15 protein-coding genes and 2 tRNA genes are annotated in these 19,458 nt (G+C 29.4%); 13 read left to right on the plus strand and 4 right to left on the minus strand.

The window, feature by feature from the left end; translation table 11 throughout:
- The first annotated feature begins 29 nt into the window (after positions 1–29).
- From G9F72_RS13215 to G9F72_RS13240, 7 genes are all read left to right on the plus strand, one after another.
- On the plus strand, positions 30–1,787 hold the full coding sequence (locus tag G9F72_RS13215) for a helicase-related protein (RefSeq protein ID WP_164958675.1): 1,758 nt from the start codon (positions 30–32) through the stop codon (positions 1,785–1,787).
- A gap of 111 nt (positions 1,788–1,898) precedes the next feature.
- Entirely contained in the window at positions 1,899–2,081 is a 183-nt protein-coding gene (locus G9F72_RS13220; protein ID WP_164958674.1) for an alpha/beta-type small acid-soluble spore protein, read from the plus strand.
- A gap of 166 nt (positions 2,082–2,247) precedes the next feature.
- Positions 2,248–2,322, plus strand: a tRNA-Glu gene (locus G9F72_RS13225).
- A gap of 14 nt (positions 2,323–2,336) precedes the next feature.
- Positions 2,337–2,411: transfer RNA gene (locus tag G9F72_RS13230), tRNA-Gln, on the plus strand.
- A 251-nt stretch (positions 2,412–2,662) separates the two neighbouring features.
- A complete protein-coding gene (locus tag G9F72_RS27105) occupies positions 2,663–2,794 on the plus strand; it encodes a hypothetical protein (protein WP_263486911.1) in 132 nt (43 codons plus the stop codon).
- Positions 2,795–2,955: 161 nt separating this feature from the next.
- Positions 2,956–3,159 (plus strand): cold-shock protein, encoded by a 204-nt coding sequence (locus G9F72_RS13235; protein WP_164958673.1) that lies wholly within the window; start codon positions 2,956–2,958, stop codon positions 3,157–3,159.
- Between the two features lie 208 nt (positions 3,160–3,367).
- Positions 3,368–6,637, plus strand: a complete 3,270-nt coding sequence (locus tag G9F72_RS13240) for a DEAD/DEAH box helicase (RefSeq protein ID WP_224676118.1) — start codon at positions 3,368–3,370, stop codon at positions 6,635–6,637.
- Positions 6,638–6,695: 58 nt separating this feature from the next.
- Here the strand turns inward: G9F72_RS13240 and G9F72_RS13245 are convergent, their stop codons facing one another.
- Positions 6,696–7,520 carry an MBL fold metallo-hydrolase gene (locus G9F72_RS13245; protein ID WP_164958672.1) on the minus strand — a complete coding sequence of 275 codons (825 nt, stop codon included), beginning with the start codon at positions 7,518–7,520 and terminating at the stop codon, positions 6,696–6,698.
- A gap of 254 nt (positions 7,521–7,774) precedes the next feature.
- Between G9F72_RS13245 and G9F72_RS13250 the strand changes: the two genes are divergently transcribed.
- From G9F72_RS13250 to G9F72_RS13265, 4 genes are all read left to right on the plus strand, one after another.
- Positions 7,775–8,395 carry an acetate uptake transporter gene (locus G9F72_RS13250; protein ID WP_202054879.1) on the plus strand — a complete coding sequence of 207 codons (621 nt, stop codon included), beginning with the start codon at positions 7,775–7,777 and terminating at the stop codon, positions 8,393–8,395.
- A 369-nt stretch (positions 8,396–8,764) separates the two neighbouring features.
- Entirely contained in the window at positions 8,765–9,679 is a 915-nt protein-coding gene (locus G9F72_RS13255) for a DUF4349 domain-containing protein (protein WP_164958671.1), read from the plus strand.
- 231 nt (positions 9,680–9,910) lie between these two features.
- The gene (locus G9F72_RS13260; RefSeq protein WP_164958670.1) at positions 9,911–11,941 is read left to right on the plus strand and encodes a methyl-accepting chemotaxis protein; all 2,031 of its coding nucleotides are present in this window, start codon (positions 9,911–9,913) and stop codon (positions 11,939–11,941) included.
- Positions 11,942–12,163: 222 nt separating this feature from the next.
- Positions 12,164–12,922 (plus strand): exodeoxyribonuclease III, encoded by a 759-nt coding sequence (locus G9F72_RS13265; protein ID WP_164958669.1) that lies wholly within the window; start codon positions 12,164–12,166, stop codon positions 12,920–12,922.
- Between the two features lie 119 nt (positions 12,923–13,041).
- On the opposite strand, the gene G9F72_RS13270 is transcribed toward G9F72_RS13265, so the two are convergent.
- Entirely contained in the window at positions 13,042–15,066 is a 2,025-nt protein-coding gene (locus tag G9F72_RS13270; protein WP_164958668.1) for a methyl-accepting chemotaxis protein, read from the minus strand.
- 447 nt (positions 15,067–15,513) lie between these two features.
- Between G9F72_RS13270 and G9F72_RS13275 the strand changes: the two genes are divergently transcribed.
- The gene (locus G9F72_RS13275; protein WP_164958667.1) at positions 15,514–16,527 is read left to right on the plus strand and encodes a WG repeat-containing protein; all 1,014 of its coding nucleotides are present in this window, start codon (positions 15,514–15,516) and stop codon (positions 16,525–16,527) included.
- A 54-nt stretch (positions 16,528–16,581) separates the two neighbouring features.
- Here the strand turns inward: G9F72_RS13275 and G9F72_RS13280 are convergent, their stop codons facing one another.
- A complete protein-coding gene (locus G9F72_RS13280; RefSeq protein ID WP_164958666.1) occupies positions 16,582–16,839 on the minus strand; it encodes a hypothetical protein in 258 nt (85 codons plus the stop codon).
- A gap of 369 nt (positions 16,840–17,208) precedes the next feature.
- On the opposite strand from G9F72_RS13280, the gene G9F72_RS13285 reads away from it, so the two are divergent.
- A complete protein-coding gene (locus tag G9F72_RS13285; protein WP_164958665.1) occupies positions 17,209–18,198 on the plus strand; it encodes a glycosyltransferase family 4 protein in 990 nt (329 codons plus the stop codon).
- A 205-nt stretch (positions 18,199–18,403) separates the two neighbouring features.
- Here the strand turns inward: G9F72_RS13285 and G9F72_RS27625 are convergent, their stop codons facing one another.
- Positions 18,404–19,021, minus strand: coding sequence for a VanZ family protein (locus G9F72_RS27625; RefSeq protein ID WP_164958664.1), 618 nt, complete (start codon positions 19,019–19,021; stop codon positions 18,404–18,406).
- Between the last annotated feature and the right edge of the window lie 437 nt (positions 19,022–19,458).

Below are 19,458 nucleotides of genomic sequence, written 5' to 3' on the forward strand. Positions count from 1 at the left end.
ATTAAGAAGTTAATATTGGAGGAAAGAAAATGAAAAAAGGGGCTATAGAAAGGAATTTTATAAAAGTAAAAAGTCAGTTTAAACAAATTCAAGAAATAGCAGTGCATACTAAGTCAAATGCACTATGGGAACATGAAGCTGCAGTAAGAAAGAAGTTAAAGGAACTAAAAGAGTTTAGAAGTGAAAATTTCAAAGACTATAAAAGAGTATATGAAAATTATTCAGAGTTACTTAAATATATATCTATAAGGCTTGTGGAAGACTACAACAAGAAGAATAATACAGATTTTAAATTTGAAAATATTTCAAAAAATAAGGGAGAAAGCTATTTAAAATCAGGAATTATAAGTGTATTAATCACTGATCATATTCCTCAGATTATATCTATTGAGTTTGATCGCGTATTCCCGTCAAATCCTAAAGATGAGTATGAGGGGACAAGGAATTTTAAGAGAAAATTTTATCTCCATTTAGGAGAAACTAATACTGGGAAAACTTATAATGCCATGATGAAACTTAAAGAGGCAACAAATGGGATTTATCTATCTCCTTTAAGAATATTAGCGCTGGAGAATTTCGAGAGATTAAATAGAGAAGGTGTAAAATGTAATCTTTCCACTGGAGAAGAAGAAATAAACATTGAAGGTGCAGCACATGTCTGCTGTACAATAGAAAAATTAGATATAAGTGAGGAGTATGAAGTTGGTATAATAGACGAAATTCAAATGATTAATGACGACCAAAGAGGAGCTGCATGGACAAGAGCTGTTTTGGGATTAAAAAGTAAGGAGATACACATTTGCGGTGCAACCAATGCAAGAGAATTGCTTATAGAAATAATAAAGGATTGCTCTGAGGAGTACGAGATAATAGAGTATAAAAGAGATGTACCTCTTTCAATGGAGGATGAATCTTTTGCATATAAGAATACTTACAAAGGAGATGCACTTGTTACATTTTCTAAGAAGAAAGTGTTAGAACTAGCTTATCATTACTCAAACTTAGGTATAAAAGCGAGTTTAATCTACGGAGATTTGCCACCAGAGGTTAGGAAAAAGCAGTACAATCAGTTTATTAATGAAGAAAGTACAATTCTAATATGTACAGATGCCATTGGTATGGGAGTAAATCTTCCAATAAAAAGAATAATATTTATGGATATTAAAAAGTTCGATGGTAATGAGATAAGATATTTAACTTCTCAAGAAGTGAAACAGATAGCTGGAAGAGCAGGTAGAAAAGGCATATATGAAGTTGGATATATAGCATCTTATGGTAATACTCAAGATTTTATAAGAGAGAGTTTAAGTATAAGTGATTCAACTATAGAAGAAGGAGTTTTAGGGCCAAGTGAAGCTATATTAAAAATAAGTTCACTTTCGCTTAGAGAGAAATTAGCCTTATGGAGTACAAAAGAAGAAAAAATGATTTTTTACAGAAAAATGGATATAACTGAGTATTTGGTAGTATTAGATAATTTAAGGCATTATAAATTGGAGGAAAAAATTCAATGGAAACTGCTAAAGATTCCTTTTGATGTATCTAATGATAAGATGATGAATGCATTTTTAAGATATGTAGACGAATTATTTATAGCTAAAAGAGAGATTATATCAAAACCACTGTGCCAATTAGATGACCTTTATGAATTAGAGCTTTACTATCAAAAAATAAATCTTTATTATTCCTTTTCAAAAGTATTTAAATTGAATTTTGATGAACAATGGGTATATGAGAGTAGGGTAAAAGTAAGTGAGGATATTAACAATATATTGAAAAAAATATAACAAAACACTTTTTACCATGGTTACCATGAAAAGAATGTTATAAAATACATTATATATGTACAATATATTAGTACAACCAAAAATATATTAATTTAAAGGAGGCCGCATAATATGGCATACAGAAGTTTAGTACCAGAAGCAAAGGCGGGATTAAATAAATTTAAAATGGAAACTGCAAATCAGTTAGGAGTAAGCTTCACAGACTATAATGGTGATTTAACATCAAGACAATGTGGTTCTGTTGGTGGAGAAGTGGTTAAAAAAATGATAGAGCATTCCGAGAGAGATTTATAATTTTAATTATATAGGGTGTGCAACAAAATTGTATACCCTATTTTTTTATTGGGTAAATTCGAATAAATATGATTTGAATTTATAATAAATAATTAATCATCTATTTAGTTTACCTATTTGACTTATGATACATAAAAGGATATAATATATCTCGTAGTGTTAATACGGCTCCTTGGTCAAGAGGTTAAGACGCCACCCTCTCACGGTGGATTCAGGGGTTCAATTCCCCTAGGAGTCACCACTTATTTTTTTCATTGGGGTGTAGCCAAGCGGTAAGGCACTAGACTCTGACTCTGGCATTCGCAGGTTCGAATCCTGCCATCCTAGCCAAATTTTTTCAATTAAGTTTTAAATATTATTATTTAAATATAGATAATCCCAGCAAAATTTTGCTGGGATTATCTTTTTATATATTATTTTTTTCATTTTAATATGTTTTTTAAAAACACATATATTCCTAAAACTATAATTAGGCAAGGAATTGAAATAACCCGATAGCAAGGCCAAAGGTATAAATAGGCCAGGTTTCAGTTGAGTATTTCCAGTTTGTTGAAGTTTCAAAAATAAATAGTAAGCCTGTAGTGGTTAAAATTCCAGCAAGAACTAATATAGCAGGCTCTTTTTTTAGAAAGAAAAAACTTATTTCTAACAAAATACCTGTAATTAGAATAAAAAGTGGCCAAAAGTTAGAAAAACTAAAAAAGTCAATGTGATATATTTGATTAGCTAGAAGCATTGAGCCAAAATTTCATAATTATATTGTTTATATATATAATTTATGCATATTTAAAAGTATTAGTTAGACATTTATAGCTAATACTATATTTAAACGTTAAATCCTTTATACTTCAGAGAATAACAAGGAGGAAATTATATGCAAACAGGTATAGTAAAGTGGTATGATGTTGAAAGAGGATATGGATTTATATCTGCTCAAGAAGGTGAAGACGTATTTGTTCACCATTTAGCAATAAAAGAGCAAGGACCAAGAAAGGATTTACACGAGGGCGAGCAAGTGCAATTTGATGTGATAGATGCACCTAAAGGACCTCAAGCTATTAATGTTCAAAAGTATTAACAACATGATTTTATCTCTTGACATTATATAATAATATTTAGACACACTCGTTTAATCTTTTGAGTGTGTTTTTTATTTGTGTATTTTGAGTTTATTACGCTTAAAAAATACTGTAGCTGTAGAAAATAATCATGAGTATAGTATATAATGGTAATGCATGCTAATAATTATAAGATATAAGAGAAAAAAACTTCAGGTGGTGAAACTTTTGAATGATATTAATGAAGAGATTATACAAAAAAATAGTGATTCAGGGTCTTATAAAAGGGGAAGAGAGTATTATTTAAATAACAAGGTTAAGTATATAGATATAGACATAAATGAGAAAGGAAACTACATAGAAACTAAAATAAATTCAAAGGTAGAGTCTTCAAAGTTCACCCAGTATAAAGTGAACACGAGTTTTAATAATATTGCTCCCTTTATAATTTATCATTGTGAATGTAATGCAAATTATAGTTATTATGGTCAGACAAGCATGTGCAAACATGTAGTGGCTACATTATTAAAATATTTTTATGAAAAAGAACAAATTATTAAAGTGAAGAAAATGGGTAAAACAAATAAATTAATTAAACAAATAACTGAAAATTTAAGCAGTGCACCAAGGGAAAAATTAAATCTAAAACTAGACATAAAATATGTTCATGATTCTAATAGTGATAACAGAAAATCTTCTTTTGAGCTAAAGATTGGTGAGGATAAGCTTTATGTAGTTAAAAACATAAGAGAATTTTTACTTTGTTCTTCTAAAACTATTGAAACCTTGGAGTTTGGCAAAAAATTTTCTTACAATCCACATTTACAGTGCTTTAACACAGAAGATTTAAATATTATAGAGATTTTTAAAGAAGCAGGTGAATTGGAAACTCTAATTGCAAACGTAGATACATATAGAAGCAGTAAAGTAAAGTTTCTCTCTGGTAAAAAAGCTTATTTTACTGATAGCATGGTTAAAAGGCTATTTAAATGCATAAACAATAGGGCTATAACTGTGGTAATAAACGGTGAAATATTTACTAATGTACATGTATTACAGGAGTCAATGCCCTTGCAATTCGAAATTAATAGAGAAAATAATAAATTTGTACTTCAGCAAAAAGAACATATGCCCATTGCACTTTGCAACGATGGTGAATTCTTTTTTTATGCAGGTGAAATATATGAAACAGCTAAAGAACAAAGGGAATCATATTTACCACTATATAATAGATTTAAAGAGGAAAATAAAAATTACATGGAATTCTATGAAGAAGAGAAAGATGATGTTGCATCCTTTCTACTTCCGACTTTAAAAAAGATAAGTAATGGAGTTTCCATAGATAAATCTTTAGAAAATGAATTTTATTTAGAAGAACTTAAAGCAATGGTTTTTTTTGAAAAAATTTTTGAGAATGTAGAGGTGTTCATAACTTTTAAGTATGGAGATATCAAAATAAATCCTTTTAATAGTAGTGAAAACAAAACGCAAGAGGGAAGAGTGCTTATAAGAGACATAGAGAAGGAAATGAGTATCATAAATCAATTTCACAAGTTTGGTTTTGTTAATACAGTGGATGGTTTGGAAGTGAAAGATGAAACAAATCTTCTAGAGTTCTTAGTTTCAGGACTAGAAAAACTTCAAGGAGTGGCAGAAGTATATTATTCTGAGGAATTTAAGAAAATAAAAGTACATGGTAAATCCGGATATAAGTCAAATATAAGGCTTAATAAAGATAATCTTTTAGAATTCAGCTTTAGTATAGAGGGTGTAGATAATATTGAGCTTAGTAATATTTTTTCAGCATTAAGAGAAAAAAGAAAATATTATAGGCTTAAAAATGGTAGCTTTGTATTATTAGATTCAAATAATTTAGTGAATATTGCTCAAATGATGGAATATCTAAATATAAAAGACAGCGATATTTCAAAAAATAAAATTTTACTTTCTAAATATAATGCCATATATATAGAAGAAAAATTAAAACGAGAAGAAATGGATTTTGTTGAAACAAATAAAAAATTTATAGATTTGGTTCATAATGTAAAAGATACAAGCGAAATTAAAGTAACGGTTCCTAAAACCTTAGATAGTATAATGAGAACTTACCAAAAGGTAGGCTTTAAATGGTTAAAAACTCTTGCTAGTTGTGGATTTGGAGGAATACTAGCAGATGAAATGGGTCTGGGTAAAACACTGCAAGCTATAGCCCTTATTCAATCAGAAGTGGAAGAAAATGAAGACAAACAACCATCGCTCGTTGTGTGCCCTACGTCTCTTGTATACAATTGGAAAGATGAAATAGAAGAATTTGCACCACAAGTAAATTGTATAGTAGTTTCAGGAAATAAAAGTCAGAGGGAAGAGCAAAAACAAAACATTGAAAACACTGATGTGGTTATAACTTCCTATGCACTTATTAGGCGAGACATTGAGGACTATGAAAAAATAAAATTCAGATATTGTTTTTTAGATGAGGCGCAGCAGATTAAGAATTTTAATTCACTAAATGCACATTCTGTAAAAAATATCAATGCACAAGGTAAATTTGCACTTACTGGGACACCTATTGAAAATTCTCTAATGGAGCTTTGGTCAATCTTTGACTTTATAATGCCAGGGTATCTTTTAAAGCATAGTGCTTTCTCAAAAAAATACGAAGTGCCAATTGTAAAAGATGGAAGCCGTGAAGCGCTACAAGAACTAAATAATCATGTAAGACCCTTTATACTACGACGGACTAAATTAGAGGTTGCAAGTGAATTGCCACCTAAAATAGAACATAGGATTTCAGTAGAAATGACGGAGGAGCAAAAGAAGTTATATGTAGCATACTTAAAAGATGCAAAAGGAGAACTTGAAGAAGATATTGCCATGAAAGGCTTTAACAAAAGCAAATTTAAAGTACTATCAATCTTAACAAGGTTAAGGCAAATATGTTGTGACCCATCTACTTTCATAGAGGATTATGTAGGAGGGAGTGGCAAAATGGAAGCACTAGATGAAATTTTAGAAAATAGCTTAGAAGAAGGTCATAGAATATTAATATTTTCTCAATTTACTAAGGTGTTAAAAAATATTTCTAAGAGGTTAGATACTAAAGATATAAAGTATATGTACTTAGATGGTTCAACTAAGGCAGAAAAAAGGATTCAAATGGTCAAAACTTTCAATGAAGGGGATACGCAGGTATTTTTAATTTCACTAAAGGCTGGAGGTACAGGTATAAACCTGACAGGTGCTGATATGGTAATACATTTTGACCCTTGGTGGAATCCAGCTGTAGAGGCACAAGCCACAGATAGGGCTCATAGAATTGGTCAAAAGAAAACAGTAGAGGTTATAAAATTAATAGCAAGAGGAACTATAGAAGAAAAAATATTTAAGTTACAACAAAAGAAAAGTGAAATTATTGAAACTGTTATTAATGATGAAACAGGAGCAGAATTATTTCTCTCTCAGATGAGTCAAAATGAAATCCAAGACTTATTCCTTTAAAAATAGATGTCCTAGAACTATCTAAAAGTTCTAGGACATCTATTATTTTATTCCTAACTTATAATTTTACAGTTTGACCGATATCAATAATTTTTATGCTTCCGTCATTTATTCTTTCTAGTGTATCACAGGTAACCTCATCATCGTCTTGAGCCAAAATATAGGTTTTATAATGAATCGGAATCATGAATTTAGATTTTGACATTTTAAACATATTAAAGCTTTGCTGCGGTGAACAATGCATTTCTTGAAACTCGTCAGGCTTGTAGCATCCTACAGGCATAATAGCGATATCAGCCATCAAATTTTTATATATATCAGTATAGGCTGTATCTCCAGCAAAAAAAATCTTCTTTGTTCCACTTTCAATCATATAGGAATTGCTATTAGTAGCAGTGCCCCAAGGATATCTTCTACCATCATGATTTGCTCTTAAAGCCTTTATTTTTATATCGCTTGCACTATAGGTTTCCTCTGGGTTTAAAAGTATTCTATTTTTAAATCCTAAAATCTTTAGTGGAAGATCTAAATTTTTAGGAGCAATAATTATTGCGCTTTTATTTAGTTTCATTAGAGTAGTGTAATTCATATGATCCATATGACCATGGGATAGTAATATGTAATCAATATTAATTGAAGCTAAGTTTAAAGAAGGTTTTATTAATCGTCTCATTTGACCAAGATTTATTGAGGTCACAGGGTCAGTTACTATAACTTTTCCATTTAAATTAATAACTACAGTAGCATGACCTACCCAATGCACAGAATTTGTTACTATAGGTTCATAGGATGGAATAAGCATAGGCCTAAAGTAGGACTTAAAGTTTCTACGGTGTAGTTCATACATATATCCAGTGATTTTACGGAGTTTAATAAATTTCATTTTATACCTCTAATTTTCAATAAATTTGTTTATACCATATGATTATATTCTTTTATGTAAAGTTTAAACAAATTATATAAAAGAATTTCTATAATTGAATTATACCATAAGGTAGGAAACTTTAATTTAGACCCTTTGAGTTAACAAGAAAAAAATCACCTACAGAATACTACAAAACAATTGACAATATGACTTATTTCTGTTATTTTTTTATAGGAATTATTATTTTAATGGGAATATAAGGAGGGACTATTATGATTACAAACGAAACACAAAATGTAAAAATAACAAATGCGGATCCATCTGCATTAGGATTATTCGGACTTGCAATGGTGACACTTGTGGCATCTTCACAGAAACTTGGACTAACACAAGGCACATCTTTTGTAATTCCATGGGCTATATTCTTAGGAGGATTTGCTCAACTATTTGCATGTATCAATGATTCAAAACGTAACAATGTTTTTGGAACCACAGCTTTTGGTGCTTTTGCATTCTTTTGGATGGGAGTTGCAGGCAGCTGGTTAATTCAAGCAGGCGTATTTGGGAAAGCTTTAGCGTCAACGGTGGATCCAAAGCAATTGGGCTTTGCTTTTGTAGGATATTTGATATTTTCATTATTTATGACTATAGGAGCTGCAGAAACTCACAAAGTGCTATTCACAATCTTTGTATTAATTGATTTTCTATTTATAGGATTATCACTTAAGACTTTTGGAATTATGCCTGAATTTTCACATAACCTGGCAGCGTATTCTGAATTGTCAATTGCATTAGTATCTTTTTATGGTTCGGCAGCTGCGGTTTTAAATGCTCATTTTGGCAAGCAATTCTTGCCAGTAGGAAAACCTTTTGGTATATTTAAAAAACAATAAAAAAAAGCACTATACTGTGAGATTACAGTATAGTGCTTTTTTTAAGTAAGTATGTGATAAATTATATACAAAAAAATATTGTTCCATTAGGATTTTGAGGAGTCATAGTGAATATTAAGGAAAAGAAAATGAGTGTATGAACATAGTAATTAATAGATGATTTTATTCTACTTTGTTTAGGCATAGTTTTTTTCAAATTTATGATTAAATCCTCCTTTCACTATAATAATATTCTGAATTAACCATAAGGGTGATAGAAATTATTATATTTTCAAAACCTCGGATTATTATAAAAAACTTACGTATATATTTATATATAACATAATTTGTTAGTGTTTACACTATCTATGATTTAAAGGGGGGGATTTTATGAAAAGAAAATTTAAAAGTATATCAGTAATACTAATGTCAATGATAATAATTAGCTTTGCAGCTGCGGGATGCGGGGCTAAGAAATCATCTACAAGTCCTGAAAGCAAACCTACCATGGATGTTTCAAAGGGTAATAGCGGCTTAAGTGACGGTACTACTGTTACTTCAAATGAAACTTCTAAATCTGTTACAAATACAAAGGCTCCTTTGAACGCTTCGTTAGAGGGACAGGGTAAGATAATAAGGAATGGGATAATACAGATGGAAACACTTGGCTTCGATGTAGCCGTAAAACAGATTTTAAGTAAAACCACTAGTATGGGAGGATATGTGCAAAGTTCTAATGTATCAGGCACAAATATTGAAGCAAAGTTGTCTGAGCAAAGCAGAAGAGGTGTGTTTATATTAAGGATTCCTAAGTCGAAATTTGACAGTTTTATTTTAGACATTGGGAATTTAGGAAGTATAACAAGTCAGCAAATTTCAGCGGAGGATGTAACCTCTCAATATTTTGATACACAAGCACATTTAAAATCACTAACTATACAAGAGGAGAGATTGCTAGAACTTTTAAAGAAAACTGGTAAACTCGAAGATATAATAGTATTAGAAAAGGAATTAAGTAGTGTTAGGTATGAAATTGAAGGGTTGACAGGAAGCCTTAAAAAATGGGATAACTTAATAGATTTTTGCACATTAAATATAGAGGTAATAGAAGTTCATAAAATCAAAGAAAATTCTGTTTCTTTTGCAGATAAAATTGTAGATGGGTTTATAAGTTCAGTGAACTCACTAGTTGATTTTGGTAAATGCTTTGTTGTGATTATTTCTATATTCATACCTTATTTAGTTGTTTTATCTATTATATTTTTAATAATTAGATATATATATAAATATATTAAAAAAAGTTGATATATGGTATTAGTTAAAAAACAATATAAAAAAGGGTTATTTTAAGAAGCATATAATTACGCTTCATAAAAATAACTCTTTTTCTATTTTATAAATAAGTATAAGGAATAAAAATATATAAAGCAATATCAATATAAATTTAAATTTCCAAAAAATCTGTTAATATAACTAAAGAAAAAGAAAAAAATATCGAAATATATAATAATATAAAAATGAATTGGGGGTTATTTTGTGAAAAAAAATATATTCGACAAAAATGATTTGAAAAAACCAAAAGGCAAAAAATTGAGTTTCCAGTTAATATCATTGCTTATTTTGGCATCATTTTTACCTATATTATCAATTTCTTTGGGATCATATTATAGTTTATCAAAAACTTTAAAGGGTGAATTTGATAACATGGCAAATCAAAGCACATCAAGAGTTAATGAGGCTATTGATTCATTATACAAAGCTAACTTTGAATCTACAGATATGTTATCCAATGATCCAAACGCAACAATGGTTAAGGTAAATCCTGATTCTGCACAATGGTTAATGAAAAGCTTTGAGGGATTTGGAAAAACCCATACTGATATGCTACACGTATATCTAGGAACTGCAGATAAGAAGATGTACGTTGAACCTAAGGTTGACTTACCTGCAACTTTTGATCCAACTTCAACAAGTTGGTATAAGGATGCAATTAGCAATGATGGTAAGGTAATTTCTACTAACCCATATGTGGATACTGATACTAAAAAATATGTAGTGACTTTCGCAAAGACAGTTAAAGATGTCCAAGGTAACCTAGTAGGCGTAATTGGAATAGATGTAGACTTAGAATTAATATCTACTATGGTTCAGAATATTAAATTAGGTGAAAATGGCTATTCAGCAGTATTAGACAGCACAGGAACAATAACAGCACACAAAGATAAAGCCTTATTAGGGAAAAACCCAAAACAAGAGCCTTGGATAAAAAGCATTATAGATTCTAAAGAAAACAAACTTACAGTAAATATAAATGGTAAAAAGTATTTAATTTATAAGGCTTTAGATGCAAAAAATAATTTAACTACAGTAGGATTTATTCCAATAGCCGAACAAACATCAAAAATATTAGAAGGATTAGCAATACCTATTATAGTTTTAGTATTATCACTTATATTTGTAATTGTAATTGGAACAGTATTTTCTGGTAAAATAACGAAGCCCATGGAGAAATTAAGTAGTGTTTTGGCAAAAATTAAGGGGGGCGATTTTACTCAAAGGGTGAATAAAAATAAAAATGCTAGCTTAGAAGTACAACAAATTATTGAATCAGTAAATAATATGATAGAGGATATGGTTATAGTTTTAGGGAATGTAGTAGAGAGTTCAAATAAAGTTAAAGAATCAGCAGAGTCACTAGCGGCTACTACTCAAGAGTCAAATGCTGTGGGGGATGAGGTTGCAAGAGCAGTGCAACAAATTGCACAAGGGGCAAATGAGCAGTCTCAAATTCTAGAGGAGAGTGTCAATTATTCCACTACTTTAGGCGAAGAAGTAAATAAAACTACTATTAATGCTAAAAATATGATTAAAGCATCTTTAGAGGTTAAACAATCAACTGAAGAGGGCATTATAGTTGTTAATAATTTAAGAGCTGTATTTGAGGAAAACACAAAAGCTAATGATGAAGTAGCTAAGAAGGTAGAAATTTTAGCTGAAAATTCTAATAAAATTAGCGCTATAACTGATACAATAAAAGCAATAACGGAGCAAACGAATCTATTAGCGTTAAATGCTAGTATAGAGGCAGCAAGAGCAGGAGAAGCAGGAAGAGGCTTTGCAGTTGTTGCAGATGAGGTAAGAAAACTTGCAGAGCAATCTTCAATTTCAGCCTCTGAAATTGATAAGGTAATAAGTGTAATAAGAACAAGTGTTAATGGAGTATTAGAGCAAATAATATATTCTAAGGAGTTAAACATTAAAACCGATAAAAGTGTGCAAACTACAAATGAAACCTTTAAGAAGATTGAAGGAGCAATGGAATTACTTCAAAAGGATATGAATAGTGTAGATAATTCACTAAAAGAAATAAATAATTATAAAGATAAAGTAAGTGAAAAAATTGAAAATGCTTCATCTGTATCACAAGAGACAGCGGCGACTTCAGAAGAGGTTAGTGCCTCTACAGAAGAACAAGCTGCGGGACTTCAAGAAATAGTAAGTGCTGCAGAAAATTTAAACACCCTTGCTGAAAATTTAAGAGAGAGCATCAGTAAATTTAAAATTTAGTAAAGTCTTATTTTAGTGTACACCTAGTTCACAATGAACTAGGTGTTTTTATCCTTGAGTTTCAATACCTATTCTTAAGAAATAATTATAATAGGTAGTTTTATAAAATGCATTAGTATGATATATTTATATTAGAATATTTATATGTATGATTTCAAATGTTAATTAAAGAATATATAGGTGTGGTACTTTTATAAATAATCGTTGAAGGAGGGTGTTTTTATGAAAATTTATTCTTGGAATGTAAATGGAATAAGAGCTATAAAAGATAAAGGGTTTATTGAATGGGTTGAAAAAGAACAACCAGAAGTATTATGTCTTCAAGAGACAAAAATTCAAGAAAATCAAATAAGTGAGGAGCTTAAAAATATACAAGGGTACTACTCATATTTTTCATGTGCAGAAAAGAAGGGCTATAGTGGCGTAGCCACATACACTAAGCGAAAACCAATATCTGTTAGTTATGGTATTGGAATAGAAAGATTTGATAGTGAAGGTAGATTTGTAATAACTGAGTTTGAAGATTTTACTCTTTTAAACATATATTTTCCTAATGGTCAGAAAGATGATATCAGATTAAATTATAAAATGGAATTTTATGATGCTCTATTAGACTATTGTGAAACACTTAGGGAAAACGGGAAAAAGTTAATTATTTGTGGAGACTACAATACAGCGCATAAAGCAATTGATTTAAAAAATCCAAAGGCAAATGAAAAGTATTCAGGGTTCTTACCTATAGAGAGAGCTTGGATGGATAAATTTGTCTCCTATGGTTATGTTGATACTTTTAGATATCTCCATAAAGAAGAAGAAAAATATTCTTGGTGGAGTTATAGATTTAAGGCTAGAGAAAAAAATGTAGGTTGGAGAATCGACTATTTCTTTGTAACTGAGGATTTATTGGATAAAATAAAGGAAGCTCATATTTTAAATGATGTTATAGGATCAGATCATTGTCCTGTGTGCGTTATCTTATAGATATAAATAAATCTCCCTTTAAAGTAGAGATTGCAGATGATTTATCTGCAAATGTTCTATTTTAAAGGGAGATTTTTTAAAAAAGGTTATTTTTTATTGGATTTTAAAGAGACTATACACTATACTTTAAAAATTTTAATACTGTTTTCAAGATCCTTTGCCATTTCTCTTAACTGCCTAATCGAAATGGACATCTCATCAATAGTGGTTGATTGTTCTTGGATAGATGCTGCAACTTCCTCTGTGGCAGCAGCACTTTCTTCTGAAACTCTAGTTATGTTTTCAGAACTCATTGCTAGATTTTCAATAATTTCATTTGAATACAATATGTTTTTTGTTACTACGCTTAACTTGTTTTTAGTGTGGTCAAATGCTTCAAGTATTTCAGTAAGTGCATGGTCAACATTTTGTACATTAATTGTGCCCTTTTGGGTTTCTGCACTTCCTTCTTCAATTGAAGACAGTGCGGTTTTAGCATTTTGTTGAGTGTTTTGTATAAGCTTTTTTATACTATTAGAGGATTCCATGGTTTCCTCAGCTAGTTTTCTTACCTCTTCAGCAACTACAGAGAAACCTCTACCGGCCTCTCCAGCTCTTGCAGCCTCAATTGAAGCGTTTAGTGCGAGTAAGTTTGTTTGAGAAGCAATAGTGTCTATAAATTCAACAATGTTTCCAATTTCATCTGAAGTTTTTTGTAGGGTTTCTATTACTGAAGCGGAGTAATCTACTTTATCTTTTATAACTTTTATTTGAGTTATAAGATCATTCATTTTACTTCGTCCATCAGTAGCAAGGCAACTTGTTTCATCTGCAGTTTGGACAACGCTACTTATTTCTTCTTTAATAGTATCCATGTTATTTACAATTTCTTTAGTGTTTTTTGAAATATCTTCAGTAGCGATAAATTGCTTTTCTGATCCAGAGGCCAGTTCTTGAGCTGCCATAGCAATTTGGTTTGAAACCATGGAACTTTGCTCTCCAGAACTTAAAAGTTGGTCAGCAGATGATAATAAAAGTCCGGAAATATTACTAATTTGTTTAGTCATACCACGAAGATTAATAATCATTTCATTAAAGCTTATACCTAAAAGGCCTATTTCATCCTTGGATTTTATTTCAATCTCATTTGTTAAGTCTCCCTTAGAAACATCTTTGGCTAGAATTACTAATTTCTTCAAAGGGTTAATAAATTTTGATACTAATAACAATAGTATTAATGAACCTAATAAGAAAGAAATTAGTGTTATTAAAAAAGAGCTTGTTAATACGGAATTAATAGCAGAACCAACATTTTTCATTGAAAGAGCTATATCAACAGCTCCTACATGCTTTCCATTTTCAGAAAGAGGAACTAATACTTCATAAACTCTCTCCACACCTTTATACATAAAATCTGAACTGAATTCTTTGCCATCTTTAGCTGCAGCTATACTTCCTTCATCGGTTAAGGTTTTTCCTACTCTATCTTTTTCAGTGTGTGTAAGTACCTTTAGGTCCGTTCCTATAGTTAAACCATAGGCTATGCTTTTATCCTTACCTATTTCATCAATAAGAGCTTGAGGGCTTACAGAATTAAGAATAGTATTAACTTTATTAGCAACAATTCCAATCTGAACAAATCCGCCTTTGTCCAATGCCACAGCACCATATTTATAAAAAGTATCTTTTGAATTTCCGCTTGGGCGTATGCTTTCTACCACCTCAGGAGCTTTATCTTTTAATATTTTTTGAACTACACTATCTTCTGGATATTTATATTTTAAATTAGCTGCCATATTAGAGAGTATAATAACTCCATTGGCATCCGCAATATTAATTTCGTCAATATTTAATCTTTTAGATATTTTCATAAGATTCTCATTTGAGATATTAGGTGTAATACCAATAAGGTAAGATGAACTAATAATTTTTTCACTTAGTAGAGTATCGAGTTCTTTTGAAATATTTTGATTAGAAGTAAGTCTTTGCTGGATTTGTTTAACTATTATGTTTCCATCAGTTTTCATTTGAAGTTCCATTTTGCTTTTAACAATAGACACCATAATAATGCAAAAAATAAGTAAGGTTGTAAAAAGTACTAAAAGTGAAGATGCTACTATTTTCACTTTCAAAGATAGATGTTTTGATTTAGTTTTAGTTTTCATAATAAATTAATCCCCCTTGTGTGTTTTTAATTAGTAATTGGATTGTTTTTTGAACTTAGAGTATATAAACATAAAACATAGTATTTAATTTAAAAAAATTCAATTAAAACTTAAAAAACACAATGGTTTTTTACAAAAAAATAAATTAATTCTATATTATACGGTAACTATATTTAAGCAATACATTAACAATATAATACATAATATGATAAAATACAATAAAAATAACTATGTTTTCCTAAATTTCAAACGACATATTAATTGTTAAATTGAAAAATATAACAATAATATTTAATATATTTAAATAATGAATTAAAGAAAAATTATTAGATAAATATGAAAGATTTCAGTGTATAATAATATTACATTAGTTATTGTATAAAACATTTAGAATCAATAAGTTTAGCTTACGCTATTCCATATATATAAAAGAAGGGAAGTTATAGTATGAACAATGAAAAAAAATTATATCCTGTGAAATCGAAAAAAAAATATGGGTATATTGATAATGAAGGTAATGTAATTATAGAATTCAGATATGATTATGCTGAGGAGTTTGAAGGTAACTTAGCAATAGTAGCTTTAAATGAGAAGTATGGCTTTATTAATAAAGCTGGAGAAGTTGTAGTAAACCCTTTGTATGATGAAGTTCAGCAATTTAGTGAAGAGCTTGCAGCAATAAAATTAGATGGCAAGAAGGGTTATATTGATTTGATGGGAAAATTTATTGTGGAGCCTAAATATGAAGAAGCTAATTTTTTTATAGAGGGAAGAGCAGCAGTTAAAAGAGGATATATGTGGGGATATATTGATAGCCATGGTAAAGAAGTAGTCCCTATGAGTTTTTTAGATGCTAATGATTTTAGTGAGGGCCTTGCGGCAGTGCAAATTGGTGGCAAAATAGCTTATATAGATAAAGAAGGCAAAATTATAATAGATGCAATTTATGACTATGCCTATGGCTTTAATGATGGCATTGCTCCTGTTTGTGCTAAGGGGAAATATGGCTGCATAAATAACAGCGGAGATGTGGTTATACCACTTCGATATAATGTTTGTGGAGAATTCAATGAGGGCCTGGCATCAATTGAAATGAGAGGAAAATACGGCTTTATAGATTCCAAGGGAGAGCTTATTATAAAACCTGAATTTCAATGGGCAGATAGATTTTATAATGGACTAGCTGCAATTTGTGAAAACGAAAAATATGGTTGCATTGATAAAAATGGCAGTATTATAATACCAGCGCTCTTTGATGACATAGATATTATAAGCGAAGGCTTAATGGCCGCTCAAATAGGAGAAAAGTGGGGTTACATAGATTGCGAAGGTCAAACAATTATAGAGCCAAGTTTTGAAGAAGCCTACGAATTTATCGGTGGTATTGCAAGAGTTGAAATAGGTAAAAAAATTGGATATATTGATAAATTAGGGGAATACGTTTGGAAAATGCAATCATAATCTAATTAAAACATAAGGCATCTAATAAATAACAAGTATACACACTAGTTATTTTTAGATGCCTTTGTTACTATTTTTTAAAATACGTTTTAATATAGAGGGGGTAGCGCTCTTAGTAGCTTCTTTGAGGCTTTCTTCTAATATTCTTACACTATTTTGTAATTTTTGGATTTTTTCTAAATAAGTTATAACTTTTTTACTTTGCAAGGAAATTTGCTCTTCATAGTTTTTGTTAATTATAGTAAGCTCATCTATTTTATTTTCATAAGAGTTAATAACTTTATTTTTTTCGGTGTTTTTTATTTGAAGCAAATCTATTTCAGATTTGTTATCCTGGAAAGTTTTATGATTTCGAATAATTTCTCTTTCATAATCTATTATTTTAACTTTTAATAAGGATACCTCTTCATAATTAATAATATATAACCTCCTTTATGGTACAAGTTAATGACTATAATATAAAATATGCAGTGAGCACATGTGGATATACATGAAATTATAAATTTAATATTTAATTTCACATAAGTATATAGAAACTTTTACAAGATAGATTAATAGTATATATAAATAAATCATTAGAAATAAAAGTTAATATATATTATGTTTAATGAAATGTTATAAATAAACATAAGCTAGCATAGTTATATGGTAAAAGTAGCAAACTATAGGGGGATTTGTGCTATGAAAGTTTTATTGTGTGTTAGGCAAGATTATTATAAAAATTTTGCAGGAGATTCTATGCAGGTTATTAAGACAGCTGAAAACCTACGCAAATTAGGGGTAACCGTAGATATAAATGATGGTGGCATATATGACTATTCTGATTATGATATAGTACATTTATTTAATATTGCTACTACAGGAGAAACATATAGATACTTTAAGATTGCAAATTTTCACAAAAGAAACACAGTTATATCTCCAATGCATTTGGATATGAAAAAATATAACATGATAAATAATAAAATTGAAAGTATTAAACTATATGAACGGTGTAATAGTTATAAAAAAGAAATTTTAAAAAAGAGTAAAGTTGTATTTTGCAATAGTGAATTAGAAAAGTCTCTTATAAGGAATGAATTTAATGTCAATACGGAATATAAAGTTATATACAATGGTGTAGAAGTAGAAAATGACGATATACCTCTATATAATTTTACTGAGAGATATAATTTAAATAATTATGTTTTATGTGTGGGAAGAATTTGTGAAAATAAAAATCAACTTTCACTATGCAGCGTATGTGATCAATTAGGAAAGCAGTTAGTTTTAATTGGAAGTGGAAATGACAATAAGTATCTTGAAAAATGCACCAATTTTAAAAATGTAATATATATGGGCTTTATGGATAGCTATAATGTATACAATGCCTATAGATTTGCAAAAGTACATGTGAATCCAAGTTTTGTAGAAATGCCTGGCTTATCTTCACTAGAGGCAGCAGCAAGTGGTTGCAATATAGTTTCAACACAGGAAGGCTGCGCAAGTGAATATTTTAAAGATATGGCTCTATATTGTGATCCCTATGATAATCAGAGCATATTAAGTGCAGTAAAGAGTGGATTTGAAAAACGTAAGAATAGTGTGCTTAAAAATTATGTTAATGAAAATTACACTTGGGAGAAATCAACAAACGAATTTTACAAAACCTATCTAGAAATTTTAAAGTAACTGTGACTTTGGAAAAATAATAAAACCTATTTACGAATTAAGGATTTTTCTATATTATGCCTTAACGAAAGGTATATATTACTAAATGCCTTCACTGCGCTAAGTAATTCTAAACTAATTTTATTGAAAGATACTAAAAAGTGCAAACTCACTATGATAAAGCTGTTAGATTGAAAAAAGATGTTCATGATGAACATCTTTTTGATTATTTATTACAACCTACATTTCGCTGGATGCCATTAAGAAATTGATTATTAATGAATTTAAGTAGAATTTTCTTATAGAACATGTATCCTAACCATGCACCGAAAGTATTTAATATTATGTCATCAATATCGAAGGATCTACCCATATTCCCTACGTAGTAAGATAAAAGTTGAATAATCTCTATGCCTAAAGAAAATAAAAACGATAATAAAAGTGTGTTTCTTATATTATCAAACTTTCTCCATAATATTGGGAGTAATAAACCAAAAGGAAATAATAGAAGCGTATTACCCAAAATATTCTTTAACCAAAATTTAATCATAAAGTTTTGCATTTTTGGTGTTTGGGAGATCATTGAAATATCATTTATCGTATTAAAGACTGGTACGACATTTATCGAAACACTACTCCTTTGCCCAGCCCAATTTATAAATAGAGGGAATAAAGTTATTCCTATAAAGCAGAGAATATATGCGAAAAAAAGTTCTAATACAATTTCTCTTTTAATTGAAAACTGATTTTTGCTGCAATTTTTGCGGATTGAAATTACTCTAATCAGTACCAATATAGGCAAAATAAATATGATTAAAGTTCGGAACTCTAACATAATACCCATTTAGAATCATCCTTTCGTTTGTTTTTTAATTACTGAACTATAATAGTTAATTTTTCATAACTTTACCATATCATATAATATTATTCAATCATTTTAAGTCCCAACCTCTTTTTGATAGATTATTTTTTAAACCATTATATCTATTCTTACTTCATCTTCTTTAATTTTTAAATTACTAATAATTATAATTTTTAATAATAAACATAAAAATAACCATTCAATATAATAAAAGTTATATTGAATGGTTTTGTTTTTACTTTAAATCATGCTTTTTTTACTGATTTTATATGTATTTTTTTAAATTTTATGGTATACTTATAAAGTAAACATTATGTATACGCATATAAATGAACTGTACACTAACGTATACAATTGTAAACATAAGTGTACAATTTATAATATACTAAGAGTTTTTTAATTATTGATATAAATAAATT

The organism is Clostridium estertheticum, assembly GCF_011065935.2.
Classification (GTDB): domain Bacteria; phylum Bacillota; class Clostridia; order Clostridiales; family Clostridiaceae; genus Clostridium_AD; species Clostridium_AD estertheticum_A.

Bases quoted from the DNA above. Each gene is read 5' to 3' on its own strand.
- G9F72_RS13215 (WP_164958675.1), top strand. From the start codon at position 30: ATGAAAAAAGGGGCTATAGAAAGGAATTTTATAAAAGTAAAAAGTCAG.
- G9F72_RS13220 (WP_164958674.1), top strand. From the start codon at position 1,899: ATGGCATACAGAAGTTTAGTACCAGAAGCAAAGGCGGGATTAAATAAA.
- G9F72_RS13235 (WP_164958673.1), top strand. From the start codon at position 2,956: ATGCAAACAGGTATAGTAAAGTGGTATGATGTTGAAAGAGGATATGGA.
- G9F72_RS13245 (WP_164958672.1), bottom strand. From the start codon at position 7,520: ATGAAATTTATTAAACTCCGTAAAATCACTGGATATATGTATGAACTA.
- G9F72_RS13250 (WP_202054879.1), top strand. From the start codon at position 7,775: ATGATTACAAACGAAACACAAAATGTAAAAATAACAAATGCGGATCCA.
- G9F72_RS13255 (WP_164958671.1), top strand. From the start codon at position 8,765: ATGAAAAGAAAATTTAAAAGTATATCAGTAATACTAATGTCAATGATA.
- G9F72_RS13265 (WP_164958669.1), top strand. From the start codon at position 12,164: ATGAAAATTTATTCTTGGAATGTAAATGGAATAAGAGCTATAAAAGAT.
- G9F72_RS13270 (WP_164958668.1), bottom strand. From the start codon at position 15,066: ATGAAAACTAAAACTAAATCAAAACATCTATCTTTGAAAGTGAAAATA.
- G9F72_RS13275 (WP_164958667.1), top strand. From the start codon at position 15,514: ATGAACAATGAAAAAAAATTATATCCTGTGAAATCGAAAAAAAAATAT.
- G9F72_RS13285 (WP_164958665.1), top strand. From the start codon at position 17,209: ATGAAAGTTTTATTGTGTGTTAGGCAAGATTATTATAAAAATTTTGCA.
- G9F72_RS27625 (WP_164958664.1), bottom strand. From the start codon at position 19,021: ATGGGTATTATGTTAGAGTTCCGAACTTTAATCATATTTATTTTGCCT.